22 protein-coding genes are annotated in these 26,247 nt (G+C 44.2%); 15 read left to right on the top strand and 7 right to left on the bottom strand.

The annotated features are described in order from the left end of the window. Positions 1 to 207 precede the first annotated feature (207 nt). Complete coding sequence (locus tag DVG78_RS18245) at positions 208 to 1,338, top strand: DmpA family aminopeptidase (protein ID WP_114462478.1); 1,131 nt, start codon at positions 208 to 210, stop codon at positions 1,336 to 1,338. A gap of 11 nt (positions 1,339 to 1,349) precedes the next feature. On the opposite strand, the gene hemA is transcribed toward DVG78_RS18245, so the two are convergent. Further along, complete coding sequence (hemA, locus tag DVG78_RS18240) at positions 1,350 to 2,621, bottom strand: glutamyl-tRNA reductase (RefSeq protein WP_114462477.1); 1,272 nt, start codon at positions 2,619 to 2,621, stop codon at positions 1,350 to 1,352. Between the two features lie 410 nt (positions 2,622 to 3,031). Here hemA and DVG78_RS18235 point away from each other — a divergent pair, with 410 nt between their 5' ends. The 4 genes from DVG78_RS18235 (at position 3,032) to DVG78_RS18220 (ending at position 8,015) form a co-directional block, all read left to right on the top strand. Then, positions 3,032 to 4,231, top strand: a complete 1,200-nt coding sequence (locus DVG78_RS18235; RefSeq protein WP_114462476.1) for a sensor histidine kinase — start codon at positions 3,032 to 3,034, stop codon at positions 4,229 to 4,231. A 351-nt stretch (positions 4,232 to 4,582) separates the two neighbouring features. Further along, entirely contained in the window at positions 4,583 to 6,103 is a 1,521-nt protein-coding gene (atpD, locus tag DVG78_RS18230; protein WP_114462475.1) for a F0F1 ATP synthase subunit beta, read from the top strand. A 16-nt stretch (positions 6,104 to 6,119) separates the two neighbouring features. Next, the gene (atpC, locus tag DVG78_RS18225; protein ID WP_114068094.1) at positions 6,120 to 6,359 is read left to right on the top strand and encodes an ATP synthase F1 subunit epsilon; all 240 of its coding nucleotides are present in this window, start codon (positions 6,120 to 6,122) and stop codon (positions 6,357 to 6,359) included. Between the two features lie 117 nt (positions 6,360 to 6,476). Next, the gene (locus DVG78_RS18220; protein WP_114462474.1) at positions 6,477 to 8,015 is read left to right on the top strand and encodes a 4Fe-4S binding protein; all 1,539 of its coding nucleotides are present in this window, start codon (positions 6,477 to 6,479) and stop codon (positions 8,013 to 8,015) included. Between the two features lie 12 nt (positions 8,016 to 8,027). Here DVG78_RS18220 and DVG78_RS18215 read toward each other — a convergent pair whose 3' ends face one another. Further along, positions 8,028 to 9,611: an anti-sigma factor gene (locus DVG78_RS18215; protein WP_114462473.1), complete on the bottom strand. Its 1,584-nt coding sequence runs from the start codon at positions 9,609 to 9,611 to the stop codon at positions 8,028 to 8,030. A 20-nt stretch (positions 9,612 to 9,631) separates the two neighbouring features. Then, positions 9,632 to 10,162, bottom strand: coding sequence for an RNA polymerase sigma factor (locus tag DVG78_RS18210; RefSeq protein ID WP_114462472.1), 531 nt, complete (start codon positions 10,160 to 10,162; stop codon positions 9,632 to 9,634). A gap of 297 nt (positions 10,163 to 10,459) precedes the next feature. Between DVG78_RS18210 and DVG78_RS18205 the strand changes: the two genes are divergently transcribed. After that, entirely contained in the window at positions 10,460 to 10,984 is a 525-nt protein-coding gene (locus tag DVG78_RS18205; protein WP_114070331.1) for an NADPH-dependent FMN reductase, read from the top strand. Between the two features lie 43 nt (positions 10,985 to 11,027). Further along, positions 11,028 to 11,285: a hypothetical protein gene (locus DVG78_RS18200; RefSeq protein WP_114462471.1), complete on the top strand. Its 258-nt coding sequence runs from the start codon at positions 11,028 to 11,030 to the stop codon at positions 11,283 to 11,285. A gap of 41 nt (positions 11,286 to 11,326) precedes the next feature. Here DVG78_RS18200 and DVG78_RS18195 read toward each other — a convergent pair whose 3' ends face one another. Then, a complete protein-coding gene (locus DVG78_RS18195; RefSeq protein ID WP_114462470.1) occupies positions 11,327 to 12,286 on the bottom strand; it encodes a YheT family hydrolase in 960 nt (319 codons plus the stop codon). 199 nt (positions 12,287 to 12,485) lie between these two features. Between DVG78_RS18195 and DVG78_RS18190 the strand changes: the two genes are divergently transcribed. Beyond that, the gene (locus DVG78_RS18190; protein WP_114462469.1) at positions 12,486 to 13,646 is read left to right on the top strand and encodes a cysteine desulfurase family protein; all 1,161 of its coding nucleotides are present in this window, start codon (positions 12,486 to 12,488) and stop codon (positions 13,644 to 13,646) included. Here the strand turns inward: DVG78_RS18190 and DVG78_RS18185 are convergent. Both DVG78_RS18185 and lysS read right to left on the bottom strand, forming a co-directional pair. Further along, positions 13,643 to 14,680, bottom strand: coding sequence for a ferredoxin--NADP reductase (locus tag DVG78_RS18185; RefSeq protein WP_114462468.1), 1,038 nt, complete (start codon positions 14,678 to 14,680; stop codon positions 13,643 to 13,645). The genes DVG78_RS18190 and DVG78_RS18185 overlap by 4 nt on opposite strands. 49 nt (positions 14,681 to 14,729) lie before the next feature. Then, a complete protein-coding gene (gene lysS, locus DVG78_RS18180; RefSeq protein ID WP_114462491.1) occupies positions 14,730 to 16,442 on the bottom strand; it encodes a lysine--tRNA ligase in 1,713 nt (570 codons plus the stop codon). Positions 16,443 to 16,693: 251 nt separating this feature from the next. On the opposite strand from lysS, the gene DVG78_RS18175 reads away from it, so the two are divergent. From DVG78_RS18175 to DVG78_RS18145, 7 genes are all read left to right on the top strand, one after another. Then, a complete protein-coding gene (locus tag DVG78_RS18175) occupies positions 16,694 to 17,548 on the top strand; it encodes an SPFH domain-containing protein (protein WP_114462467.1) in 855 nt (284 codons plus the stop codon). A 94-nt stretch (positions 17,549 to 17,642) separates the two neighbouring features. Further along, entirely contained in the window at positions 17,643 to 17,840 is a 198-nt protein-coding gene (locus tag DVG78_RS18170; RefSeq protein WP_114462466.1) for a type II toxin-antitoxin system antitoxin, read from the top strand. 414 nt (positions 17,841 to 18,254) lie between these two features. After that, complete coding sequence (locus DVG78_RS18165) at positions 18,255 to 18,968, top strand: OmpA family protein (RefSeq protein ID WP_114462465.1); 714 nt, start codon at positions 18,255 to 18,257, stop codon at positions 18,966 to 18,968. Between the two features lie 27 nt (positions 18,969 to 18,995). Then, a complete protein-coding gene (gene hemW, locus DVG78_RS18160; protein ID WP_114462464.1) occupies positions 18,996 to 20,150 on the top strand; it encodes a radical SAM family heme chaperone HemW in 1,155 nt (384 codons plus the stop codon). Between the two features lie 93 nt (positions 20,151 to 20,243). After that, the gene (gene mtgA, locus DVG78_RS18155; RefSeq protein WP_114462463.1) at positions 20,244 to 20,999 is read left to right on the top strand and encodes a monofunctional biosynthetic peptidoglycan transglycosylase; all 756 of its coding nucleotides are present in this window, start codon (positions 20,244 to 20,246) and stop codon (positions 20,997 to 20,999) included. A gap of 273 nt (positions 21,000 to 21,272) precedes the next feature. After that, on the top strand, positions 21,273 to 24,194 hold the full coding sequence (locus tag DVG78_RS18150) for a GEVED domain-containing protein (protein WP_158550048.1): 2,922 nt from the start codon (positions 21,273 to 21,275) through the stop codon (positions 24,192 to 24,194). A 137-nt stretch (positions 24,195 to 24,331) separates the two neighbouring features. Continuing rightward, positions 24,332 to 25,240: a hypothetical protein gene (locus DVG78_RS18145; RefSeq protein WP_114462461.1), complete on the top strand. Its 909-nt coding sequence runs from the start codon at positions 24,332 to 24,334 to the stop codon at positions 25,238 to 25,240. Positions 25,241 to 25,245: 5 nt separating this feature from the next. On the opposite strand, the gene meaB is transcribed toward DVG78_RS18145, so the two are convergent. Beyond that, the gene (gene meaB / locus DVG78_RS18140; RefSeq protein ID WP_114462460.1) at positions 25,246 to 26,229 is read right to left on the bottom strand and encodes a methylmalonyl Co-A mutase-associated GTPase MeaB; all 984 of its coding nucleotides are present in this window, start codon (positions 26,227 to 26,229) and stop codon (positions 25,246 to 25,248) included. Positions 26,230 to 26,247 lie beyond the last annotated feature (18 nt).

The raw sequence follows: 26,247 nt of genomic DNA, 5'->3' as shown, positions 1-26,247 counted from the left end.
GAGGTCTCAAAAACGCAAATGATAATTTTATACGCTTATGCACTGAATATATTGAAATAATGATTCGATGGATTGACATCCAAATATCCTATAATCAGATAGTTACAAAATATCTTCGGCTTTAGTACATTCTTCGTTTGTATCGTACCCTAAATACTCGATATTTAACAAACAAGACCTTTGTTCACGAAAAAATATTACCTCAAAATGACTCGCCATTATGCCCTCTTGATAGGATTGGTCGTTGGAATCCACCATGCTACTTTTACCCAAAACAAACGTCTTCGCGACCTTGGGGTAAAAATAGGAATACTGCCAACGGGTAAGTTAAATGCCATTACGGATGTGGCAGGGGTGAAAGTTGGTCAAACCACGCTGAATGTGGGAGATAGTATACGTACGGGAGCGACGGTTATATTACCGCACGACGGTAATATGTTTCAACAAAAAATCCCCGCTGCCATTGAATTAGGAAACGGATTCGGAAAACTCGCTGGTTATAGCCAAGTGGCTGAATTGGGAAATATCGAAACTCCCATCGTCTTGACCAACACCTTAAATGTTTCGACGGCCGCCGCCGCGCTGGTCGATTGGACTTTAACCCAAAAAGGCAATGAAAATGTCCGTTCGGTCAATCCGATTGTGGGAGAAACCAACGATAGTTACTTAAATGATATCAGAGGGCGGCATGTAAAACAGGCAGATGTGATAAAGGCTTTGCAAACGGCTACCTCTGGCAGCGTGGAAGAAGGGAACGTGGGGGCTGGTACGGGAACCGTGTGTTTTGGATGGAAAGGCGGCATCGGTACTTCTTCCCGAAAACTTCCTGCCCTGTTGGGTGGATACACGGTAGGTGTGTTGGTTCAAACCAATTTTGGGGGTGTACTAGAAGTGGCTGGGGTACCCGTAGGCGTAGAACTTGGTAAGTATTCTTTCAAAGAAACCCTTGATAAATCTGGCGATGGCTCATGCATGATTGTCGTAGCCACCGATGCACCTTTGGACGCCCGAAATCTGAAGCGTATGGCAAAACGAGCCTTGATCGGCTTGGGCAAAACGGGGGGAATCATGGCCAACGGAAGCGGCGATTATGTCATTGCATTTTCAACGGCTTATACCATTCCGCACGATTCGAAGTCAAAATTTGAAGAGCAAAAATTGCTTCGAAATGACGATACTTCGCCCTTGTTTTTGGCTGTGATTGAAGCAACCGAAGAAGCCATCCTTAATTCATTATTGATGGCCAAAACGACAAAAGGTTACCAAGGGCACACCATAGAGGCCCTTCCTGTGCAGAAAGTGGTAGAAATTATGAAAAAGTACGGAAAGGTAAAATAAGCAGCGCTGGCTTATTTGCGCTCAGGCTGTTGCTCCAGATTAAATAAATCATTGAGCACGTCAATGAGCGTTTCGGCTTCTCCGCGCTTACAGGCCGCTTTGAGCTGAAGAACGGGCAGCTTGAGGATTTTCTGCATCATACTCGACGTGATTTTATCCACTTTTGCAGCCTCATCTTCGTTCATTGACTTCATATAACGAGCCAATTCTTCTTGCCGAATTTGCTCCAACGCATTTTTTAGCTTTTGGATTGTCGGAGAAACAACCATCTCTTTCGACCAATCTCCAAACTCATCCAAGGCTTGCGTAATGATGGACTCGACCTGTGGGATAGAAGCCAAACGGCGGCTGAGTGCTTCGTTGGCGCGTTGCTGAATATTATCAATGTTATATACAATCACCCCAGGAACCTGTTCGGCGTCTATCGCTACGCTGCGCGGTACCGATAAGTCAATCAGGTATTTGAATGAATACAGGGATTGTTTACGGAGAAGTTCTTTGGTAATAAAAGGTTCGTCGCGCTGAATCGAAGAGATGACCACGTCTGCTTTACGGATTTCCTCCTCTACATTTTCAAAATCTCCTACTTCAAATCCGAGTTCGAGGGCGAGTTGTTCGGCCTTGGCGCGGGTACGGTTGATAACCTTTATATTTGTGTATTTCTTTTCTTTCAAATTGCGACAAACATCCGTTCCGATTTCACCCACACCCACGACCAAAATGGAAGGGTTTTCTTTTAAAGTAGTGACGTGCTCAATCAGCTCTACCGCAACATACGAAGTCGAAGCGGCACCATCTCGGAAAGATGTTTCTTGGGCTACGCGCTTGTTGGCAAAGAAAATTGTGTGCAATAATCGGTGCAAAAACGGTCCCGCCATGCCCAAATCAACCGACCATTGGTATGCGTGTTTGACTTGATTGGGAATCTGCATGTCACCCACTACCTGCGAGTGCAAGCCCGTGGCTACTTCAAATAAATGCCGTGCGGCAGCATCTTGAGAAGCGTAAAAAGTGAAATAGGGGAGATAGGCTTCGGTATTGATGAGGCCTTTTTCAATCAGAAGTAACTTGGCAATGGCTACGTTGAAATCCTGAGGTGCGTTGTAATAGATTTCCGTGCGGTTACAGGTTGAAACCACCAAGATGTCTGAACCACCAAAAAATTCCTGCACTTTCAACATCAAAGCTTTCGCTTCGTCTTCGTTTAATGCAATTTGCTCCCGGATTTCGAGGGGAGCGGTTTTGTACGAAATGCCTATACTTCTAAACTGTAATGATTCCATGTCACTTGCCTAACAAAAAGTCTACAAAGTTATTTCAAAAACCTATTTCAAAGAATTAAAATGCGCCTACTTAGTAATTTAGAAAGATTATAAATTATTGGCCGTAATTCCTTGGCAATATCTGATTAGTTGAGAATGCGTAAGATGACCTTTGGAAGTTTGTAATATGATTAAAGTCATATTTTGGAAACTGAAGAGGTGCATCACCAAGCTTTGATTAATCAAAAGAATGTCTGTAATTTTAATTTTATGCCATCGTTTGATTGTACGTACGCATTCTCCCAAAAATTAGATGCGTGATTGAAATTAGACGCCATAATTTATACTCATTCTAAATTAATCAAAGGGCCAAAGGTGTTTTCGCCATTTTCAATGTATTTTTATAAAAACCTTTGCGTCTTATCAATGCTATGAAGCTACCTGCAATCGACATTTACAGTCAAAAGAATCTTTATCAAATTTTTATCGGAATCAATCTAGCTTTGATTGGCATCGCTTCCATTATCTATACCTACAATATTGTTGAAAACGTAGATGCCCGAGAAAAAAGACAGTTGACTTTATATGCCCAATTGATTGAATATTCGGCCAATCACTCGATTACGGAAGATTATACTTTTCTGTTTGAAGTTGTAAAAGACAATATTTTTCAAAGTCGCATCCCTACTATTTTGGTGGGAGAGGACAAAGTGCCCATCGACGGCACTAACCTGGATTTGCCTGCGCACTACCCATCAGAAAAACAAAAGTTACTCATTGAAGCCTTCGAAGAAATGAAAGATGAACATCCGCCGATTGAAGTGGATGTGGCTGGTACGAAACAGTACATTTATTTCAGTGATTCGTCATTATTGGTACAAATGAGGTACTATCCTTATGTTCAGTTGTTGAGCTTATTGGTGCTGGGATTCCTCGCATATCTGGTGTTCAGTGCATCGCGTACCGCCGAACAAAACCGCGTTTGGGTAGGATTGGCAAAAGAAACGGCGCATCAGTTAGGAACGCCGATTGCCTCTCTAATGGGATGGGTGGAGTTTTTTCGGACCGACCCCGAACGTTATCCCGATGAATATACTGGTGAGATTGAGAAGGACGTAAAACGCTTGGAAATGATTACTACGCGCTTTTCCAGCATCGGTTCAACGCCCGCCATGAAATACGAAAATGTATCAGAGGTAGTTTCAACCTTTTTAGATTATCTCAAACGACGAATTTCAACCAAAGTAAAAGTTACGTTTGTGAATGACCTGCCCGAAGAGCGTCAAATGAATATCAACCGAAACCTGTTTGAATGGGTGATTGAAAATATCTGTAAAAACGCCGTTGATGCCATGACGGGCGTCGGTGCGCTTAAAGTGCGAATATTTGTGTTGAACAAGCAAGAAATAGCCATTGATATCAGCGATACTGGGAAAGGGATTTCGAGAGGAAACTGGCAGAAAGTATTTAAGCCGGGAATAAGTACCAAAAAAAGAGGTTGGGGCTTGGGGTTGACTCTGGCCAAACGTATTATTGAAGAATACCACGGGGGAAAATTGTTTGTCAAAAATTCGGAAGTAGGAAAAGGAACGACCTTCAGGATTATCCTCAAACAACCGTCGACTTCATAGTAGATGAGTGAAAGTAAAAGTCTGGTTTTAAAGGGTTGAAAACATTCTCTCAAAACTCCGTTCTGGCAAGACTTTTAGCTAATTTAAGCAGGTAGTTTTTGCGCGACCAAATTTCCCCAAACCCGTTTTTGCACAAGGATTATTGAAAAAAAATGGCATTTCTATAGAAAATATCCAAAATACTACTCAAGGGTGTTTGGCTTTAATAAAACAAACGACTAATTTTGCGGCCTGAAACTTAAACAGTTAATGCTTAGTAGCAATTCCACAGCGGCACTCCGTTGCGGTTAAAGATTGAAAAATTAACTACTAACGTATAAACTCATAACGAATAACACTATAACATATACAATGGCAAACACAACAAACATAGGCAAAGTAACGCAGGTGATTGGCCCAGTTGTGGACGTGAGTTTTGAGGGGGAAGGCAAGCGCCTACCATCTATCCTTGATGCTTTGGAACTAACCAAGCCCAACGGACAGAAGGTAATTCTGGAATGTCAGCAACACCTCGGCGAAGACCGCGTACGCACCATCGCAATGGAGGGTACCGAAGGGATTCAACGCGGGATGGACGTATTTGACTTGGGAAGCCCCATCACAATGCCCATCGGTGAAGACATCAAAGGGCGTCTGTTCAACGTAGTGGGAGATGCTATCGACGGAATGAAGCAGGTAAGCAAAGTAAACGGCTTATCCATTCACCGTTCAGCTCCTAAGTTTGAAGATTTGGCTACGGCTACCGAAGTTCTTTTCACAGGTATCAAAGTGATTGACCTTTTGGCTCCTTACGTAAAAGGAGGTAAAATCGGTTTGTTTGGTGGTGCTGGGGTAGGTAAGACCGTATTGATCCAAGAACTGATTAACAACATCGCCAAAGCGTATGCTGGTCTTTCGGTGTTTGCTGGAGTAGGTGAGCGTACTCGTGAAGGAAACGACTTGATGCGTGAGATGATTGAAGCGGGTATCATCAAATATGGTGACGCGTTCAAACATAGCATGGAAGAAGGCGGTTGGGACTTATCGAAAGTAGATTACGAAGAATTGAAAAAATCGCAAGCTACGTTCGTGTTTGGTCAGATGAACGAACCTCCAGGAGCACGTGCCCGCGTGGCGTTGTCAGGTTTGACGATTGCTGAGTATTTCCGCGATGGAGACGGTACTGGACAAGGTCGTGATATCCTTTTCTTTATTGATAACATTTTCCGTTTTACGCAGGCAGGTTCTGAGGTATCAGCCCTTTTGGGTCGTATGCCATCAGCCGTAGGTTATCAGCCTACACTCGCAACCGAAATGGGTGCGATGCAAGAGCGTATTACTTCTACCAAGCGTGGTTCAATCACTTCGGTACAGGCCGTTTACGTACCTGCCGATGACTTGACTGACCCTGCTCCTGCTACGACATTTGCTCACTTGGACGCTACGACGGTATTGAGCCGTAAGATTGCCGAGTTGGGTATCTATCCTGCGGTGGATCCACTCGATTCTTCAAGCCGTATTTTGAGTGCTGAAAACCTAGGAGATGCGCACTATAACTGTGCTCAGCGCGTAAAACAAATCCTCCAACGCTACAAAGAATTGCAGGATATTATCGCGATTTTGGGTATGGAAGAATTGTCGGAAGAAGATAAACTGACGGTAAACCGCGCTCGTCGTGTACAGCGTTTCTTATCACAGCCGTTTTTCGTGGCAGAAGCATTTACCGGTTTGAAAGGAGTTTTGGTTGACATCAACGATACCATCAAAGGCTTTAATCAAATCATGGACGGTGAGTTTGACCACTTGCCCGAATCAGCGTTCAACCTTGTTGGAACCATCGAAGATGCCATCGAAAAAGGAGAGCGTCTGTTGAAAGAAGCGGCGGGTAGATAATTAAATCGTTTCCGATATGAATTTAGAAATCATCACTCCCGATAAAAAAATCTTCTCTGGCGAAGTTTCTGCGGTTACTTTTCCAGGTACAGAAGGACAGTTTCAGGTTTTAAATAACCACGCTGCCCTTGTAAGTACCCTCGGACAAGGTGCTATCGTCGTAGAAGGGGCCCACAAGGAAACCTTTACAGTAGATGGCGGCGTAGTTGAAGTACTGAACAACAAAGTACTGGTACTAGCCGAATCCATTTCGTAAGATTTTTTTTCGAATATATTACAGGCGCGGGGCTCAAAAAGCTCCGCGCTTTTTTATGCAGAAATCTTTTTAAAGGTTTTTGCTGTATATTAGGGGAAGTAAAACTCCCTTTTTGGCATGAAAATTCTCTCTGGTTTGGGCTTAGGTCTGTTTTTGGCAGGTTTCGGGTTATGGCTTTATACGTTGACTATGAATGAGTTTACACTCACTCCCGCCATTTTGAAACAAAATATCAAGCCAGAGCATCAGTCTACATTGGGTACACGCCTGCAACCCATGCTCAACAAAACCTACAGCAACGGTTGGGCGTTTAGTTACGCGTTTGATAATGAGCTGAATGGACTCAATTCGGAGTATAAAGCCGCCCAACAGTGGGATAAGGTAATTTATGACGAATATAGTTTTGCCATCACCAAAGCCGCCGCCCAAGGGCCGTTGAAAGAAACCCCTTCTCAGTGGCTTTTTTTAACCTTTGGCTTAGCTATTCTAGGGGCATTGCTTTACATATTGCCTCAATTACGATTGCTTCCTGGTATCAAGAACAACCATATCTTTCAACAATCATCTACCGCAAGAGGGGCGTTGGGGTGGATGGTAGGTACTTTTCTGATTGGTTTTTATATTTTACTTTATTATTTCCCGCAGTACCTCGTCAATTGGACGCTGCTCGTGGACCCACTGAGTAAAGCCTTTAATGGCGGTGAGGCAAGTCGGTGGTTTTTGTACGGGTTTTTGTATACTATTTGCGTGACCGTAATGGGCGTTCGAATGCTGATTAAATATCGCCACAGCAGGTATCAGCAAGTACGTACACTATCGGTGATGTTTTTTCAGACGGCAGTGGCGTTTATCATTCCGGAGATACTGGTGAGTTTGAATAAACCTTATTACGATTTCAAAAATATCTGGCCGCTCGATTACGACTTTTTCTTTGATTACAATCTCAATAGTTTGGTCCAGAGTGGTGGTTTGGGGATTTTTATGTTGGTTTGGGGCATTATCTTATTCTTGATAGGAGTACCCGTGATGACGTATTTCTTTGGGAAACGCTGGTACTGCTCGTGGGTGTGTGGCTGTGGAGGCTTGGCCGAAACCCTAGGTGACCCGTATCGCCAACTTTCGGATAAGTCATTAAAGTCCTGGAAAATAGAGCGTTATATTGTACATGGTGTGTTGGTATTTGCGGTGCTGATGACAGCAATGGTTCTTTATACCTATTTTACAGGCTCGTCCAATGTCCTATTTATTGACAGTTACAGTGTGCGGTCGGCTTATGGTTTTTGGATTGGAGGCATTTTTGCAGGTGTGGTTGGAACGGGTTTTTATCCACTCATGGGCAACCGTGTTTGGTGTCGTTTCGGTTGTCCGTTAGCCGCGTATTTAGGCCTTTGGCAGCGCAAAAAATCGCGTTTTCGCATTACAACCAACGGTGGACAATGTATTTCCTGTGGAAATTGTTCGACGTATTGTGAAATGGGCATCGACGTGCGGGCCTACGCCCAGCGCGGGCAAGACATCGTACGCTCGTCGTGCGTGGGCTGCGGTATTTGTTCGGCGGTATGTCCGCGTGGCGTACTTAATCTGGAGAATGCCTCCGAAGGCACGCGCGTAATGGTCGCTCCCGAGGTAATGCTGGGAAACGATATGAAACGGTAGTTTGTGCCACCTTTAAAATCCATACCTCAATCCTGCACCTACGCCAAAAAGGTGAGGTTTGGCGTCAAAAAGTGCGTTAGAACGGGTATTAGAGCCAAGCGCCTGTTGGTAATTTCCAGAAATCAACGTGGTCCAGCGTTTGCTCATTTTGTATTGAACCCGCATTCCCGTACTTGCCGACAGCGACAGTGTCTTGTAAGGATTGTCGGCTCCGCTTACAGAAACGATTCGCTCCTGTCCTGATTCAAAGCTATTTCTTAAGAAAATATTATTGATAAATCCGCCTATAAGCCAAAGAGATAGCTTGCGTTTGGGCTTGACCAACGCAAATCCAGCTTGCACTGGGACTTGTAAATACTGGTAGGCATTCGAAATGTTTTGATTGGTGGCAAAGGACTGAATTTGGGATTTATCGCTCCCTGCACTCGCAAAATCATACTGTTTTGTAAGATTATTGCTCAGGTTGACAGCTGCTTCGAGGTTGTTGACGTAACTGTTGGTGTACACATTAAATCCATTTGTCCCTTCAAAGACAGAATTTCCCTGTAAATAGTTGACTCCTGTTTCGATAGACCAGCGTTGGTTCAGTTGTAAACCTCCCTGCCACTGAACCGCGTACGAAAGGGCAGCGCGGTTTGAGCCAGCGTTGGTAGAGTTGGTTGTATTGGCCAACGCATTTTGGCCCGACATCGCAAATGCCCGACCTGCAGAGCTTCCTCCAATGGCCACCCCAGCGTTATAGCTGGCAGGCATAATACCGACCGACGCCCAGTACTCTTTCGTTGAGGCTTTTTTGGGTGTTTCGGCACTGCTTTCAGGTGCCTGATAGGCTACCCAAATTTGTTTTTTGGATAAGCCGGGTAAGTTGCGCAGATTTTTGCCGTCGAGCGCATTAATTTCTACCGCTGGTGTTGATTCAAAAATAGGTGTGGATATAGTCAATTGGTTAGTAATCAAATCATTCGTTTGCAGGCTGTTTTCTTTGAGGTTTGAATTTGATTGGGGAGCGGCGGATAAAACGGGCAGTGGGCTGGAAGACTGGGTTTTCGCAATTGCACTTTCTTCTTTTATCGCCCATTCTTTTGGTAATTTTTTAGCAATATCGGTAGCACCCGCCTTGTTTTTTGGGTTAGATGTGTTGTCAGTTGAGGCAATAGATGTTTTTTTAGAAAGTTGGAGTGGATTTTTGTCAACTTGTTTATCTTCTTTTTGTACAATCGTCGATTGGGCAGTTTGTTCGGCAGAAGCGATTTCAGGGGTTGGTTTTTTGTTTTGCTCCTTTGAAATAGCCTCTTTATTGGGAACAATAACTTTTGCTTCATTTTGGGCGATGTTTCCACGCAACGTATCTGAACGGGTGTTTTGACTCAACCACCAGCCCCCTAACGAAATAGCCAACAAAGCCACACCCGCCGCCGCCATCCAATGCATATTTTGCCAACGACGCCACAACGGCAACACTACCACGCGCTCTTTCTCCTCTTCGTCCAAACGTTCCTCTATCCGCGCCCACACCGAATCGGGGGGCATCTCGGAGGCGTCGTCAAACGCTCTGCGCCAGTTTTCTTCAAAATTATTCTGTTCCGACGTATCCATTTTTTCTAACTGAAACCTAATTAAAAACTTTCCAACATCTTTGCCTGTAACAACTGTTTTGCCCGGGCGTATTGCGATTTGGACGTACCTTCTGAAATTCCCAGCATTTCGGCAATTTCATTGTGTTGATAACCCTCGATTGCGTACAGGTTGAACACCGATTGGCAGCCAGGGGGGAGTTCGCGTACCAACGACAGCAACTGCTGGTATTGAATCCCCGACAGGGCTGTCTCGTTTTCTGCTACGGCATCGGTATGGTTATCAATATCTGCTTGCTCTAAGTACGCTTTTTCTTTTCGCAAGTATGAAATGGCGGTATTGATGACCACACGCTTAATCCACGCTTCCAACGGACAATCATATCTGAACGTATGTATCTGGGAAAAAACCTTAATAAACGCTTCTTGAAGAACATCCTCGGCCTCAAAACGGCTGCGCGTGTAGCGTTGACAAACGGCAAACATTTTCCCCGCAAAACGCTCATAAAGCGTTCGCTGGGCTATGCGGTCTTTATTTCGACACCCTTCAACTAACGTTCGTTCATCTTTCATGTATGCCGGTATGTTCTAATGACGCACAGGTTTAAAGAAAGGTTGGAATGGATTGTAAAATTTTATATGCATCGTTTTTGGAGAAAAACTGCAAACGTTATTTGACGATTTATCATTGTTACAGGCTGTCAATTAAAGGTAAAAACATGATAATGAGTGCTATTCGTTTCAGGCCAATGCGAAAAAACAGACCATTGAGCCAGAAAAGTTTAGGCGAATACAAGATGATTTTTGTTTTTATTGAACAATTTAGGGCTGCTTGTCATTTATCTGGTATATAACGTTCCATTTATCAAAATGATAACAATCGTAGTCGGTACCAATCGGCGAAACTCCAAATCTAAAGACGTAGCTTTGTTTTATCAAAAGTTACTCGCCGAATTCAATGCCGAAAGTCAAATTTTGGACATTGCCGAACTTCCTGACGACTTCATAAGGACCGCCTTGTACGAAAATAACGGAAAAAATGAAGTTTTTAATGCCTATCGTAAGATGATGAAGGAGGCCGATAAATTTGTTTTTATCGTACCAGAATACAACGGATCTTATCCTGGGGCACTAAAAGGGTTCATTGACGGATTGGGCTATCCTAGCGAATTGAAGCATAAAAAAGCCGCCTTGGTCGGAATTTCGGACGGTGTGCAAGGGTCGGCGTTGGCGTTGAGTCACTTGATTGATGTCTTTCATTACTTAGGATTGAATGTGTTGGCCCAGCGGGTGAAGATTCCGTTTATGAAGAAAAATTTTCAAGAAGGAGAAATTAAAGATGCGCTTATCAATCAACTTATCCACGAGCAAGCGGAATTGTTGGTAAATTTTTAACTTCGCGGCCTAAACAGGTCAATGTATTAAAGTAACAGAATTTATGGCACACAATTTCGATATTCCGTTTGAAGGAACCGCAGAAACAATTTTGGCGAAAGCAAAACGCGCCATTGAATCAGGAAATGGCACCATGACTGGCGACAGTGCAGCGGGCTCTTTTTCGCTTCCTGCTGGAATCAGCAAGGTAAAAGGGGAATACGCAGTAGAAGATAACAAACTCAAAATAACCATCACCGACAAGCCAATTTATGTAAGTGGCGACATGATTGAGAATATTCTCAAAAAGCACCTGTCGTAACTAAAAGCCCTCGAAATTTGGACTTTCGAGGGCTTTTAGTCTTAACTCAAAAAATCCAATGCTCTACGTTCAGACCACGCAAATTCATCGTTTTTGACCAAAAAACCCACGTGCCCGCCCGTCTTGGGGGTTTCTACAAAAATGAAGGGGTGTTTTGCGGCCAATGCTTTCGGGGCGCAGTCGGCATTTAAAATAGGATCGTTTTGGGCGTTACAAATCAAAACGGGAATGCGTACTTCCTTGATGAAATTGACGGCGGATGCCTGTTCGTAAAAATCGTCGGCATCGCGGTAGCCGTTGACGGGCGCAGAAAAAAAATCGTCAAAATCTTTCCAAACTTTAACGTTTTTCAAGCGACTCATGTCCAATTTGCCTGGATACAGCTCCGATTTAGCGGTGATTTTTTTAGTTAGTTTTCTCATAAATCGGTCGCGGTAAAACCGATTTTTTGGTAAATCGAGAAGTTCTGCGCTGGTTTTCAGATTAGTAGGGGCAGAAAAGGTAGCTGCACCTCTTACAACGTCTGGCAGGTCTCTGCCCTTTGCTCCCACGTATTTCAAGGAGATATTTCCGCCCATGCTGTATCCCACAAGTACTATTTTTTCGTAATGTTTGGTGCGCAGGGCGTGGTTGATGAGTTCGCTGATGTCGCCAATTTCGCCGTGATTGTACAGCCGAAAGGCTTTGTTCATTTCACCGCTACAGGAGCGGCAGTTCCATGCTAACACATCCCAACCGTTTTGCGAAAACAATTTGGCGGTTCCTTTGATATAATGTCTTCCCGAATCGCCTTCCAAACCGTGAGTTAGTACCACCAGTTTTTTACTACGTGTATCGAGCCAATCAATATCCACAAAATCACCGTCTGAGAGTAGGAATCGTTCGCGCTCATATACCACTCCTTCAACCTTCCGAAAAACGCTAGGAACGATGGTTTGCAAATGACCATTGAATAGATAACGGGGTGGACCAGGATAGGTTGATTGATAGATAACGGGCATTGGAACATATTTTCTGCAAAATTGACGGTAATTTTCAAGAAATCGTCAAATTTTGTACCAAACATTCTTTGGAGGTTGTTCAAAAAAATGATTACTCGGTCGACTCGATAGGTTGATAGAGTAGAACTTTCAGCGTATTTTTGCAGTTAATAAATTTTCAGTGTCTTAAAACACTTCAACATCTACTAACACTACTCCCATGATTCGCTCCGTAGCCGACCGCGTTTATCTGGACAATGCCGCCACCACCCGTATATCCCCCGAAGTTATCGAAGCCATGCTTCCCTGGATGACGGAGCAGTACGGCAATCCATCTTCTATTCATGGGCACGGACGTGTAGTGAAATCGGCCATTGAACAGGCGCGTAAAACGGTAGCGGGGTTGTTGAATACTTCACCGGCACAGATATTTTTTACATCGGGTGGTACCGAAGCCGACAATACGGCCATTACGTGTAGCATTGATAATTATGGATTAACGCACGCCATTACGTCGCCGTTGGAACACCACGCAGTATTGCATACCTTGGAATATCTGGCCAAAGCGGGAAAAATCAAGTTGAGCCTTGTGAATATTGATGCCAAAGGCCACGTAGATTTGAATCATTTGGAAGAACTACTTCAGACGAATCCGCGTTCGTTGGTATCATTGATGCACGGCAATAATGAAATCGGTAACTTGCTGGATTTGAATGTAGTAGTCGATTTGTGTGCGCAGTATAACGCTATTTTTCACAGCGATACGGTTCAAACCGTGGGGCATTTGCGTCATGATCTGAAACAACTCAAAACGCATTTTATCGTTGGAGCGGCCCATAAATTCAACGGTCCGAAAGGTGTTGGCTTCTTGTACATCAATGCCGATGTAAAAATTCATCCTTATATTCATGGTGGTTCGCAGGAGCGCAATATGCGCGGCGGCACAGAGAACGTATACGGAATTGTGGGGTTGGGGAAAGCCCTAGAAATTGCGTATCGCGACATGGATAGCCACCGTGCTCATATTGAACATTTGAAAAAACGTATGATTGCGGGCTTCCGCGAAAAGATAGAAGATGTGCGTTTTAACGGAGATTGTGAAAATTTGGAGCGCAGTAATTATACCGTACTCAACGTGAGTCTGCCGCCGTCGGACATCAGTGATATGTTGCTTTTTAATTTAGATATTGCCAAGATTTCAGCTTCGGGCGGAAGTGCCTGTTCTAGCGGCTCAGAAGTGGGCTCGCACGTGTTAGGGGCGCTTGGCGTGGCTCCAGACCGTGGGAATGTGCGTTTTTCATTTGGAAAATACAATACCGAAGCAGACATTGACTACGCGGTCAACACCGTTGCAGAAATGTATAAAGCAGTGACGGTCTAAACATCCCACGATACGCGCACATCGGCCGTGAGTGGGTGCGCCATGCACGTTAGCACGCGGCCGAGTGTTACTTCTTCGTCTGTGAGAATTTCGTTGTATTCCATTTCAACCACACCTTTTGCACATTGGGCAATGCAACTTCCGCATTGGCCTGAGCGGCAGTTGTAAGGCAAAGGCAAGCCTGCTTTTAATCCCGCATCCAAAATCGTTAGGTTATTGACGACTTCAACCGTTGTGGATATTCCTTTAAAATCCAGTGTTACGAATTGTGGTTTGTACTGCTTTGGAGTAGGGGGTTTGGTATCGACCGTATAAAATTCGCGGTGGATGCTGTCTTTGGCAAAGCCCATGGTAAGGAGGGTAATTTGCACCATAAGCATAAAATGCAACGGCCCACAGGTATAAAAAGCGGTATCGTCTTTGGCGGAAAGCAAATGTTGCTTGACAATCTCTTCCAATAACGAATTATTGAGTCGGGCTTGCTGTAGATTTTTGGCATTTCCCCAGAAAAAAATCACTTTTAGGCGGTTGGGATATGCCGCTTGCAATTGGTTGATTTGCTCATAAAAAATCGTAGATTCGACCGTTTTGTTGCTGTAAAGAAGCGTAATGTAGGTTTGAGGTTCGGCGTAGAGAAGTTGTTTTAATAAAGAGAAAAGCGGCGTAATTCCGCTCCCTGCTCCCACCAAAAATACATGGCTTGGCACCTCATGGGGTGGAATTATGAATCGTCCTGAAGGTTCCAGTGCAGTAAGTACATCGCCCTCTTTGGCATAATCAAGCAATCGACGGGAAACCAACCCGTTGGGCACGCGCTTAATGGTAATAGCGGGCAACTCGTCTACTCCTGGTGCGGTCGAAAAAGAAAAAGAGCGCCTGACTTCCTGGCCATATTCATCAAATAACAACGTCAAAAATTGCCCCGCTTGATACTCAAAAGGAGCATCATCATTGGGCTGTAAGACAAACGTCTTTGTATCGGCTGTTTCAGGGATGATTTGCTCGATGCGGAATTTGCGAGTAGTCAGGTCCATAGGTCAGAAAGAAGGCGAGGGGTTTGCCTCGCCTTATGGTTCATTGATTTTATCCGTTTATCCAGCTTTCCACTTCCTCCTTTTTGGGCATGGGAGCTTCGATTTTTAACTTTTTACGCAGGCCGCCCAAGTCGTTGAAGACTTTGTTGGGGTTGGCCGCCTTTAGCGCTTCGATGGTCAAAAAACCCATTTTCTGCAACGCAGGAATCCAAACAGTAGGTACGCCCTGTGTCATGTAATCATTTTCAGATGCCACTTCGGCTTTCTTTTCGGGGCGCATTTGTGGGAAGAACAACACTTCCTGAATGCTTGTCTGGTCGGTCATCATCATTGTAAGGCGGTCGATGCCGATACCGATTCCCGACGTGGTCGGCATTCCGTATTCCAGTGAGCGGATAAAATCTTCGTCCATCGCCATGGCTTCTTCGTCGCCGCGCTCAGCCAGACGGAGTTGCTCCTCAAAGCGTTCGCGTTGGTCGATGGGGTCGTTCAGCTCAGAATACGCGTTGGCAACTTCTTTTCCGTTGATAAACAATTCAAATCGCTCCACCAAGCCCGGTTTGCTCCGGTGTTTTTTGGTCAACGGCGACATTTCGACGGGATAATCAATGATAAACGTCGGTTGAATCAGGTTGTCTTCCACTTTAGCCCCAAAGATCTCATCGATCAATTTGGCCACGCCCATCGTCCCGTCCGTTTCGATGCCCCATTCGTTGCAATGCGCAATCAATTCGGCTTCTGTTTTCCCTTCGACATTGACGCCTGTATATTTTTCAATGGCTTCAAAAATGCTCAACCGCTCATACGGGCCCGCAAAGTCGATTTCGTTGCCCCATGATTGTATTTTTGTTTGACCATTTACCGCCAAAGCCACTTTTTCTAGCAGCTCTTCGGTAATACTCATCATCCAGTGGTAGTCTTTGTAGGCCACGTAAAATTCCAAGGATGTAAACTCGGGGTTGTGCGTACGGTCCATACCTTCGTTGCGGAACATTTTCCCGAATTCATACACACCGTCAAAACCGCCTACGATGAGGCGTTTGAGGTACAACTCGTTGGCAATACGCATATACAGTGGCATATCCAACGTATTGTGGTGGGTTTTGAAAGGACGGGCCGTTGCGCCGCCGTGGATGGGCTGTAAAATAGGCGTTTCTACTTCCAGCCAACCTTTATCATCAAAAATGCGCCGCATGGTACTGATGATTTTGGCGCGCTTGATGAAAATATCTTTGACGTGCGGATTCACAATCAAATCCACGTATCGCTGACGAAAGCGCTGCTCAGGGTCCGTAAAACCGTCGTAGGTTTTTCCATCGGCTTCTTTGACTACGGGCAGCGGTTTGAGTGACTTGTTCAGGATTTTGAATTCTTGAACGTGAATCGAAATCTCGTTGGTTTGGGTCGTAAACACAAATCCTTTCACGCCAATAATATCGCCGATGTCGAGGAGTTTTTTGAATACGGTGTTATACAGCGTTTTGTCTTCGTCGGGACATAGGTCATCGCGACGGAAATACAACTGAATGCGTCCAGTGCTGTCCTGAAGCTCCACGAAAGAGGCACTTCCCATAATACGGAAGCTCATCAAACGGCCAGCGATGGAGATGTTCTTATAGTTTAACTTATCGTTTTCGTAGTTTTTGTGGATGTCGGCCGCGGTGACGTTGACGTCAAACGATTCGGCAGGGTAGGGGTCTATCCCCAGTTTCATCAATTCTTCGCGCTTTTGGCGGCGCAACAGTTCTTGTTCGCTTAGCATTGTATTCGGCAGTTTGCGGCACTGAAGTACCGCTTTTGACTTTTTATGAGGGCGCAAAATTAAAAAAAATAACGGTTAATCTGTGCTTTTACTACCCTTTCGCTTGATTTTGAATGCTTTTCTTGTAAAACTAAACGGTTGAGAATTGGTTTTTCCCACTCATAAATCGGTTTTGCCTTTTATCATTGTTGCAGAGAAATTTTCGTTAAAAATAGATACTATTGTAATATCAATTTAATATCAAATATGTCATGAAAGAAAAAGAACTTACTTCTACTTCGGGTTATGCATTCATTGCGGCAATCTTGGTCCTGTGGATCTTTGGGGGAATGATAGCTGCGGGCGCACAGGCAGGTTTACTGGCCACTATTTTATTCCTTGGCGGCACGACTCTATCGATGGGTTTAACGGTAATCAATCCCAACGAGGCTGCTGTAGCTACTTTTTTCGGGGAATACGTCGGAACCATCCGACATAATGGATTACGTTGGGTCAACCCTTTGTATCGTCGCCGTAAAATCAGTTTGCGTGCCCGCAATCTCAACGGACCAAAACTGAAAGTGAACGATAAAATGGGCAATCCAATCGAAATTGCCGCCGTTGTGGTCTGGCACGTACAAGATACTGCCCAGGCTTCTTTTGAAGTGGATAATTACCAAAAATTTGTAGAAATTCAGTCAGAGGCAGCTATACGAAAATTGGCAGGTATGTATTGTTATGATACCATTGAAGACGAAGATGCCGAGATTACGCTGCGCGACGGTTCAGGTAAAATCAATGAAATGCTTGAACACGAATTGACGGAGCGATTGGTTCGGGCTGGAGTTGGAATTCATGAAGCACGCATCAGTCATTTGGCCTATTCGCCCGAAATTGCGGGGGCAATGCTCCAGCGTCAGCAGGCATCGGCGGTGGTAGCGGCTCGTAAGCAAATTGTGGACGGTGCCGTTGGAATGGTGGAAATGGCATTGGCAAAACTTTCGGAAAAAGGCATTGTACACCTTGACGAAGAGCGCAAAGCCGCTATGGTAAGCAACTTGCTGGTAGTGCTTTGCGGTGAAAAATCAGTGAGTCCGGTTATAAATGCTGGCACCTTGTACAATTGACCGTTTCGCTTAAATTTCTACTTTTGGGAATGTTTAAAGACGTCGCTGTCTAAACATTCCCTTTGGATTTTCTGTCAATTTCATTTTCAAACCAATGGCCAACGAAAAAAAGGCGTTTGTGCTTCGCGTCAGTGCCGAAATGCTGAAAGAGTTGGAGCGATGGGCACAGGAAGAGTTTAGAAGCACCAACGGCCAAATTGAATTTCTTCTGAGCGATGCGCTCAAAAAACGACGAAAGTCGCCGGGGAAGCTGCCGCCCGATGTTGACCCATCGGATGTAAATGGCATTTAAACTGCTAAAAAAGCATAGTTTTTAAGATTTATTATTCCCGTAGTTATACAAAGTAAAAATATAATTACGGGAACAATAAATGGTTATGAATCAGTAAATTATTGATAATAATGCTTGTCCAGACTGAGTTTTCACTCCGCAGTTCTTCAAAGTACGTTTAATTTTTTTTCTTAGGTTCTCTTTTTCAGGGATTGCCCGCCGCTCACTTTGCCGTTTTTGCTACATTCCTTATCGTAACGAGTATTTTGTGTACATGGGCAACGATTGAGGTCTATGAACGGATGCGGGTAGAGGGCAAGCGCTTATCTCCGCAGGCATTTGCTTAAAAATGGAAATCGCTTTTTAATAGATATAAACTTTTTGCTTTTCTACACTTCACATTTGCTAACTTAGGGTCGAAAACCACCTCAAGCAATGAAATTTACGAGTCTCTTTTTTGTGTTTTATATCGGCTGTTCCTTAACGGCTTTTACGCAGGTAGGTACAGCAGCCCTGGAAGAATATTATGTTTTGATTGATGCCACACATATTGAAACAAAACAACCTGTCTCAAGCGCTAAATTTTTCGTGACCGATGAAGAAGGTAAACGCGTTTTTGAATTACAGGCCGATGCCGCTGGCAAGGCTTCGGCCAAACTTCCGCGTAAAGCCAATTACCTCGTAGAATGCATTGCGGAAGGCTTTATGACGCTTCTTTTGCCTGTCCGGGATTTACGTCCTCAAAATGTAGTGCAGTTTAAAATGATACCTGTCAAAAAAGCCATTGAACCTTTTAAGATACCCGAGAAAGGCAAAGCCATTACGCTGAAAAATATCTATTTTGACCGCAGCAGTCCTGTGCTTCGCGCCGACTCGCAGCCAGAATTGGATGCATTAGCCGAAGCATTAACCCAAAACCCTACGGTTCGGATTGAAATCAGAGGACATACTGACAGTGCCGGCGATTTTGACCTAAACGTAAAACTTTCCCAAGAGCGCTGCCAAGCGGTAGAAGCCTATCTGATCAAAAAAGGAATTCAACGCTCGCGTATTCAAAGCAAAGGACGCGGAAGCCTTGACCCCATTGCCCCCAATACTTCGGAAGAAAACAGAAAAAAGAATCGCCGGGTGGAGTTTGTGGTATTGTGATGGAAGGCTTTTGCGTAATTTTGCCAGATGCATCTGTACCTCCATATTCCTTTCTGCAAGCAATCCTGTCATTACTGTGATTTTCACTTTAGCACTAGTCTGAAGTCGAAAGCAGAATTGGTGACGGCCATTTGTCGTGAAATAGAGCTTCAAAAAGATTATTTGCCAACGCGTGAGCTCGAAACCATTTACTTTGGTGGCGGAACGCCCTCGTTGCTGACAGAGGTAGAATTAGGGCAAATTTTTGAAACCATTCACCAAATTTACCATGTTCAGCCCTCGGCCGAAATTACCTTGGAGGCCAACCCGGATGATTTAACTTCCCCAAAACTCCTTGCGTTACAGCCTTTCATTAATCGTCTCAGTATCGGGCTGCAATCGTTCCATGAACCGTATCTGCGTTTTATGAATCGAGCACATAACGCGGTCGAATCAGAAGCCTCGGTAAAACGAGCCCAAGACCACGGCTTTGCCAACCTGACCATTGATTTGATGTACGGGATGAGTGAAACACAATTGAGAATTGAACACATACCAACAGTTTCTGACGAACAATTATGGCAGAGGGATTTGGAAAAGGCCGTTGCCTTAAATACTCCCCATATTTCGGCCTATAATCTGACCATTGAGCCCAAAACAGCTTTGGGAAATTGGCTCAAAAAGGGGGAAATAAATGCTGTAGATGAGGAGGTGTCAGCGCGTCATTTTGAGCAAATGCTCACATATCTTGGCTCAAAGGAGTACGAGCAATATGAAATCTCAAACTTTGCCCGCGATGGCCAGTACGCTCGCCACAACAGCAGCTATTGGAAGCGCAGGTCTTATTTGGGCGTTGGTCCAAGTGCGCATTCGTTTAATGGAACTTCAAGGCACTACAACATTGCCAATAATGCCCTTTACATTCAGTCACTTAAAGCGGGGGATTTGCCTTTTGAAGCCGAAATCCTGAGCCCTCTTGATCAGGTTAATGATTATCTTCTCACGAGTCTACGTACGATTTGGGGGTGTGATTTAGGAATTATTCAACAACTAGCGGGAATTGATTTGAGAGAAATACAAAAAAAATACTTGGCGGCGTTTATGGATAATGGGTGGATAATTATTGAAAATAACGTTCTGTTTCTTACGCCCAAAGGCAAATTATTTGCCGACCGAATCGCGTCAGATTTATTTGTTATCTGATAAGTTTCTCCAAATTTGTAATTTTTGGCTACTGAATTTTTGAATCAGCACTGTAATTTTTAATATATTTAACAGCCCAACAAAGACATTTTTATGGCCGCTAATCGTATTCGTCCTACTACCGCCACCGCTCCGAAACCTAAGCCTACTTCTGCTGGGTGGCGTTCACTCATTTTGCGGATTTTACTCAAAACGGTTCTTTATTTTGTGATTGGTTCGGTGATATGGGTAACGGTTTTGAAATTTGTTCCTGTTTGGGTTACCCCATTGATGATTGCCCGAAAAATGGAGGCCATTTCAGAAGGGCGTAGTAGTAAAATTTATTCGGATTGGACACCGATGAGTGAGATGTCTAAAGAGGCGCCGCTGTCGGTGGTAGCTTCGGAAGATCAGTTGTTTCCAGAACATTGGGGATTTGATTTCAAATCAATGGGCAATGCCTTCAAACACAACCTCCGAGGAAAAAAAATTAGAGGTGCCAGCACTATTTCTCAGCAGGTAGCCAAAAACGTATTTCTCTGGCAAGGGCGTAGTTACATACGAAAAGGACTGGAAGCGTACTTCACAGTCTTGATTGAAATAATATGGGGAAAAGAACGCATTTTGGAGGTATACTTAAACGTAGCCGAAACGGGCAATATGACTTTTGGGTATGGGGCGGCAGCGCAACGTTTTTTCTACAAACCAGCCTCATCTTTGACCCGAAACGAAGCGGCAAGGATTGCGGCGGTGCTACCAAGCCCTCTTCGTTTTTCGGTCAAAAATCCATCCAGTTATGTTCAACGTCGTACTGCCCAAATAGCGCGCCAAATGCGGATGCTAGGTCGCGACTATGTCCTCAGTTTATAAATTCATTAAGTATTTTTGCTTACCTCTTGGAGAATAGATAAAAACCATATTATTTAGGCGAATCACACAAATAGTATTCTGTTAAGTTTATCTAAGATTGACGTATTAATTGCCGAAAAATTTAAAGAATACCCTACTTATTCTGAGAATTATTTGATTTACCTAACCGTAAATCTAAACAATGAACCTCTATACCTATGAAATAAATCATGGGGTATAATAAGGAAATCAAGAAGTAGGGTTATGAAAATAAACGGTTTACGTTTTCTTATTTTGATAATAGCATTCAGTGGGTTGTTGCTTTGTAATAAGGCCACAGCACAGCTTACTCCCTGTGCCGTGGCCGACCCACCTAGCGACAGTATCCTAGCTTTGGAGAAAAGGCTTTTAAAATTAAAAAGCCAATTTGTTAAAAATGCCCGGACTTCGGGCTTGACGGCGGTTGAGTATATTCCCGTCAAAGCGCATATTCTTCGTAAAAATGATGGTACGGGCGGTCTTAGTTTAACGGATTTAAACACATCACTGGCACAGATTAACCGCTATTTTCAGAACATAGGTTCGGGGCTACAATTATATTTTTGCGGTTCTCCCAACATCATCAACAATACTGCTTACTACGACTACAATAACACGGAAGAGCTAGCACTATGCAATGCTAATAATGTTTCGAATGCCATCAATATCTATTTTCCCAATAGTATTCGCTTCGGCTCACTCACGGTTTCAGGATATGCATATTTTCCGAGCACGTTGAGTATTTCAAACAGCCTCTTTATTCAGGCGCAAGCTGCAACGGATAACCGTACGTTGGCCCATGAATTAGGCCATTATTTTAATTTACTGCACACCTTTCAAAACAGTAATAATACAAATAATGCAGAACGGGAATACGTAACGCGTAACGCGATGCAGGGCGCAAACTGTACACTCAAGGGTGATTTATTGTGTGATACGCCCGCAGATCCTTATGGACGTGATTCGGTCGCAATCCAAGGGTGTACTTATACAGGAACCGCCCGTGACCCTCAAGGGCAGGTATATGCGCCTTCATTGTCAAACATAATGTCTTATTACCCAGTGAGCTGCGGTAGTGATTTTACCTTAGGTCAATACGCTCGAATGGCCGACGGGTTTCTGCTACGTAGCGACCCTTCTAATCAATATAATTTTTCCTGTGGACCTACCGTCACGGGGAGCAATGTACCAGGAAATTTGACGGGAATGTTGTTGGCTTCGGGGCTTTCTTTGACCTTTGTCGATAATTCTTCCAATGAATCGGGCTTCATTGTTGAGCGTTCTAGTATCTCGGCAGGCGAGGGTTTTGTGCCGATTGGTGGCTTACCTCCCAATACAACCACGTACGTAGATCAAACAATTACGGCATACACAACGTACTATTATCGTGTTAAAGCCTCTAACTCTTCTTCGCAATACAGCGCAGTACTTACGATTTCAACGGCCCTGAATTACTGTACGCCTACGTATACCTACGCTTGCGGTACTGCGGCAGTTGTCATTGACGAATTTGTATTGAAACAAGGAGCAACAACCATTATTAATAATAACAATTCAAATTGCTCCCCAGCCAACTATGGAGACTACACGGGTACTCCTTATCCCGTAACGGCGGGGAATACGTATACTTTTACCGTGGCCGCAGTGGCGCAGGGTTTGGGTAATTATTATGACCAACATGTGTCTGTATGGGCAGATTTTGACCAAGATGGTTATTTTGAATTAAACGAAAGGATATATCGAAGTGATAGTTTAGTTTCGATGCCTCGTATGAATCCAGTGGCATCAGGTGCTTTTGTTATACCTATCTCCGTTCAAGGATTAGTAAGGGTTCGGGTACGTTCTGGCTTTAATTTTGGAGTGAGTAGTGCTGTCACAAATCCATGCGGACTACTTTCTTTTGGTGAAACGGAAGACTATATGCTGCAGGTAACTTCTCCCTTTCCTGCAACAATCATCACTAATGTAGTAGCTCCAAGCCCCGCATGTGCTGGACAAGCAATTAGCGTGGGCTTTACGACGGCTAATTTCTCATCAACCTCCTATGTGGTACAACTTTCAGATAATACTGGAAATAATTTTATTACTATTCCTACTACGGGTACTGGAAGTCCGCTTACCGCTGAGATACCCGTAGATATAACATCAGGAATGGGTTATAAGGTGAGGGTTATTTCCAATTCTCCAAGCGTGACTGGGTCTGCAAGTAGTGCATTTACTATCAATGCCCTTCCCTCCGCACCAGGTGTTACTACCCCGATAAGTTATTCACAAGGACAAACAGCATCTCCCTTAAGTGCCGTAGGAACGAATTTAAAATGGTATTTGACTTCGTCTGGGGGGATGGGAAACACTGATGCGCCCACTCCTTCAACTGTGGCTGTTGGCAGTACTGATTATTACGTTTCTCAAACCGTAAACAATTGTGAAAGTAATCGTGCTGTGATTCAGGTTAATGTGGTTTCTGCGGTGGCCGTTTGTTTAAATGTTACATTGTTTTTGGAGGGGCCTTATGTTGGGAGTCAAAACATGACAACTAAGCTAAATCAGCAAGGACTTTTACCGGGGCAAATACCCATCAGCTCGCTCGGCATTCCCACTCCTGCGGGGCAACCCTATTCAGGAGCACCGTGGAATTATTCGGGTTCAGAGACAGTAACTTATTATCCTCCTAATGCCGTCGATTGGGTTTTGATTTCATTGCGTACGGTTGCACAAGATCCCATCTCAACTGTTTTTCGTACCGCCGCGTTATTGCTTTCTAATGGCAGTGTTTCATGGGTGGGTGCTTGCCCTGTTTTGCCGACAAATCAATCGTATTTTGTTGTAGTTGAGCACCGTAATCATATAGGTGCTGTTTCGCATCAGGCAATTGCGGTTATTAATAATAGCATTAATTATAACTTTTCTACGCAGCAATCCTATATCCCTGCAGGCTCCCCCGCCAATGGACAAAAGCAGCTTTCGGGAGGATTGTTCGCACTTTATGCGGCCGATTGCACCAAAAATTCACTTTCTCAAATTGACGCAAACGACACAAGTAAATGGCGAGTAGATAATGGAAAAGTAGGTCGTTATCTAACAACAGATTTTAACATGGACGGCGCTCCCGATGCCAATGATAACACAGTATGGCGTTTAAATAATGGCCGATTTTCGGGCGTTAATTTCTATTAATGGCACGTTTATTGCAACATATTATAAAGCATGATTGGTATGTGTTATCCATTCAAGAAGAAATAAAAGGGAATCCTACATATATTCATTCATTGTGGGGTATTACTGAAATTTGATAGTTATAAATAGTTACTGTTATGAAAAATCCGATAATTGGCCGCACGCTAATTTTTGTTGGTGTATTCCTCTTTTACGCAATGGGAGCTTTTGCACAGACAAGTTTTAAACTAAGACTAGTCCCAAAATCAATCAGTTGCGATAGTGCTATTGTCAGCGTCGAAATTCAGGCCCCTGACAGTGCATTCGTAATGGGAAATGCCAATTTGAGAATTTTCTATAAAAGCGCTCAGCTCGCAAACCCATCTATCAAAAGCCGTAATAACTTTACGTCAGGAGATTACTTTAATATAACTTCATTGACTGATGTAGGGGTAGATACTTCTGTATTTACGTTGAATATTTTGTACAGAGGAGAACAAGGAAGTGGAACTACCGTGGGGGCTGCTTGGATTTCCATCGCTGACGTCAAATTTGCGCTGATTGGAACAAATACGTCCAAATGCTATGACTTGTTTTTTCTGCCAAAGGGCGTGTCAAATTCGCTGCCTAATACCGTAATAACCCGCGCTTATGCCTCCCCAACGGTGGAGGATCCGAATCGGACGCTGACTGAAGAAATAAACGGGACATTTACCAACATTATGAATCAATGTTCACTTCCTATAGTTGCGATTGCAGGAGATACTACCATCAATGCAGGTGGAGTGGCAATTCTGACGCTCTCGTCACAAAATGGGGTCTTTCCAGCCACGGTTACAATTACTGGGGAAGCACCTATTCAATTAACCCAGGCAGAGCCAGTCAAAACGGTATCAGTATCACCAACCACCGATACAATTTATCAAATTTTGACCGTGACAGGCGGTTGTGGTGCTGGGTCGGCAGCTTCTGGCAAAAGCCAAGCGGAGGTATCAGTATTGGAGGTAATTCCTCCTGAGTGCCCTCCTGTTAAGTGTATACCGTTGACCGTGAAGATAATCAGATAAGTAATTTACGAACGAAAAATATCCATCAAAAAAGTGGCGGCTCTCATGGGCAGCCACTTTTCGTTTTGTACCATTAGTTCAACTTCATGGAGTTGTTGGGTAATTTCTTTATGACTGTAAAATTGCTCTTCCAACGTCTGGCGTATGAGGCTGTGCATCCACTCCAGATTTTGTTGTCGGCGGTTTTTAACGTGGAATCCAATGGCTTTGGATTGTGAATCAAATTGAAGAATTTGGGCCCATATTTCGTGTAAACCTCGTTTCTCTAGTGCCGAGCAGGTCAATACGGGAGGAAACCAGCCATTTTCATTGGGGGGAAATAAATGAAATGCATTTTGGTATTCTATCACTGCCCGTTGGGCAGCGGATTGGTTGTGGCCGTCGGCTTTGGTAATTACGACGGCATCGGCCATTTCCATAATTCCCTTTTTGATGCCTTGGAGTTCATCCCCTGCCCCCGCAAGCATCAATAAAAGGAAGAAATCAACCATTCCTTTTACGACGGTTTCGGATTGCCCTACTCCCATGGTTTCCACCAGTATAATGTCAAATCCTGCCGCTTCACAAAGCAGCAGGGTTTCGCGGGTTTTATTGGCTACGCCGCCCAATGAGCCGCCAGAAGGGGAGGGACGAATATACGCCATTGGGTCGTGAGCGAGTTCTTCCATGCGCGTTTTGTCGCCCATGATACTGCCTTTGGAACGTTGACTGGTAGGGTCAATGGCCAATACTGCCGTTTTTTTGCCGTCGGCGGTCAGTGCTTTGCCGAATGCTTCGATAAAAGTACTTTTTCCAACCCCAGGCACCCCCGTGATTCCGATGCGAATGGAGGAGCCTGTACGTGGTAATATGTGTTCCAGAACCTGCTGCGCCAAAATTCTGTCGGAAGGTAATTGACTTTCAATTAATGTAATAGCCCTGCTGAGTATCAGTCGATTGCCTGATAATACACCTTCGACGTACGCATCAACGGAGAGACGAGCTTGCAAGAGCGTAGAGATTGGTTA

The sequence above is a fragment of the Runella aurantiaca genome, from assembly GCF_003339505.1.
Classification (GTDB): domain Bacteria; phylum Bacteroidota; class Bacteroidia; order Cytophagales; family Spirosomataceae; genus Runella; species Runella aurantiaca.
The sequence above is the reverse complement of the archived record's forward strand: the minus strand, read 5'-3'. Positions and strand labels throughout refer to the sequence as shown.

Coding starts and splice junctions, on each gene's coding strand:
- DVG78_RS18245 (WP_114462478.1), top strand. CDS start 208: ATGACTCGCCATTATGCCCTCTTGATAGGATTGGTCGTTGGAATCCAC.
- hemA (WP_114462477.1), bottom strand. CDS start 2,621: ATGGAATCATTACAGTTTAGAAGTATAGGCATTTCGTACAAAACCGCT.
- DVG78_RS18235 (WP_114462476.1), top strand. CDS start 3,032: ATGAAGCTACCTGCAATCGACATTTACAGTCAAAAGAATCTTTATCAA.
- atpD (WP_114462475.1), top strand. CDS start 4,583: ATGGCAAACACAACAAACATAGGCAAAGTAACGCAGGTGATTGGCCCA.
- atpC (WP_114068094.1), top strand. CDS start 6,120: ATGAATTTAGAAATCATCACTCCCGATAAAAAAATCTTCTCTGGCGAA.
- DVG78_RS18220 (WP_114462474.1), top strand. CDS start 6,477: ATGAAAATTCTCTCTGGTTTGGGCTTAGGTCTGTTTTTGGCAGGTTTC.
- DVG78_RS18215 (WP_114462473.1), bottom strand. CDS start 9,611: ATGGATACGTCGGAACAGAATAATTTTGAAGAAAACTGGCGCAGAGCG.
- DVG78_RS18210 (WP_114462472.1), bottom strand. CDS start 10,162: ATGAAAGATGAACGAACGTTAGTTGAAGGGTGTCGAAATAAAGACCGC.
- DVG78_RS18205 (WP_114070331.1), top strand. CDS start 10,460: ATGATAACAATCGTAGTCGGTACCAATCGGCGAAACTCCAAATCTAAA.
- DVG78_RS18200 (WP_114462471.1), top strand. CDS start 11,028: ATGGCACACAATTTCGATATTCCGTTTGAAGGAACCGCAGAAACAATT.
- DVG78_RS18195 (WP_114462470.1), bottom strand. CDS start 12,286: ATGCCCGTTATCTATCAATCAACCTATCCTGGTCCACCCCGTTATCTA.
- DVG78_RS18190 (WP_114462469.1), top strand. CDS start 12,486: ATGATTCGCTCCGTAGCCGACCGCGTTTATCTGGACAATGCCGCCACC.
- DVG78_RS18185 (WP_114462468.1), bottom strand. CDS start 14,680: ATGGACCTGACTACTCGCAAATTCCGCATCGAGCAAATCATCCCTGAA.
- lysS (WP_114462491.1), bottom strand. CDS start 16,442: ATGCTAAGCGAACAAGAACTGTTGCGCCGCCAAAAGCGCGAAGAATTG.
- DVG78_RS18175 (WP_114462467.1), top strand. CDS start 16,694: ATGAAAGAAAAAGAACTTACTTCTACTTCGGGTTATGCATTCATTGCG.
- DVG78_RS18170 (WP_114462466.1), top strand. CDS start 17,643: ATGGCCAACGAAAAAAAGGCGTTTGTGCTTCGCGTCAGTGCCGAAATG.
- DVG78_RS18165 (WP_114462465.1), top strand. CDS start 18,255: ATGAAATTTACGAGTCTCTTTTTTGTGTTTTATATCGGCTGTTCCTTA.
- hemW (WP_114462464.1), top strand. CDS start 18,996: ATGCATCTGTACCTCCATATTCCTTTCTGCAAGCAATCCTGTCATTAC.
- mtgA (WP_114462463.1), top strand. CDS start 20,244: ATGGCCGCTAATCGTATTCGTCCTACTACCGCCACCGCTCCGAAACCT.
- DVG78_RS18145 (WP_114462461.1), top strand. CDS start 24,332: ATGAAAAATCCGATAATTGGCCGCACGCTAATTTTTGTTGGTGTATTC.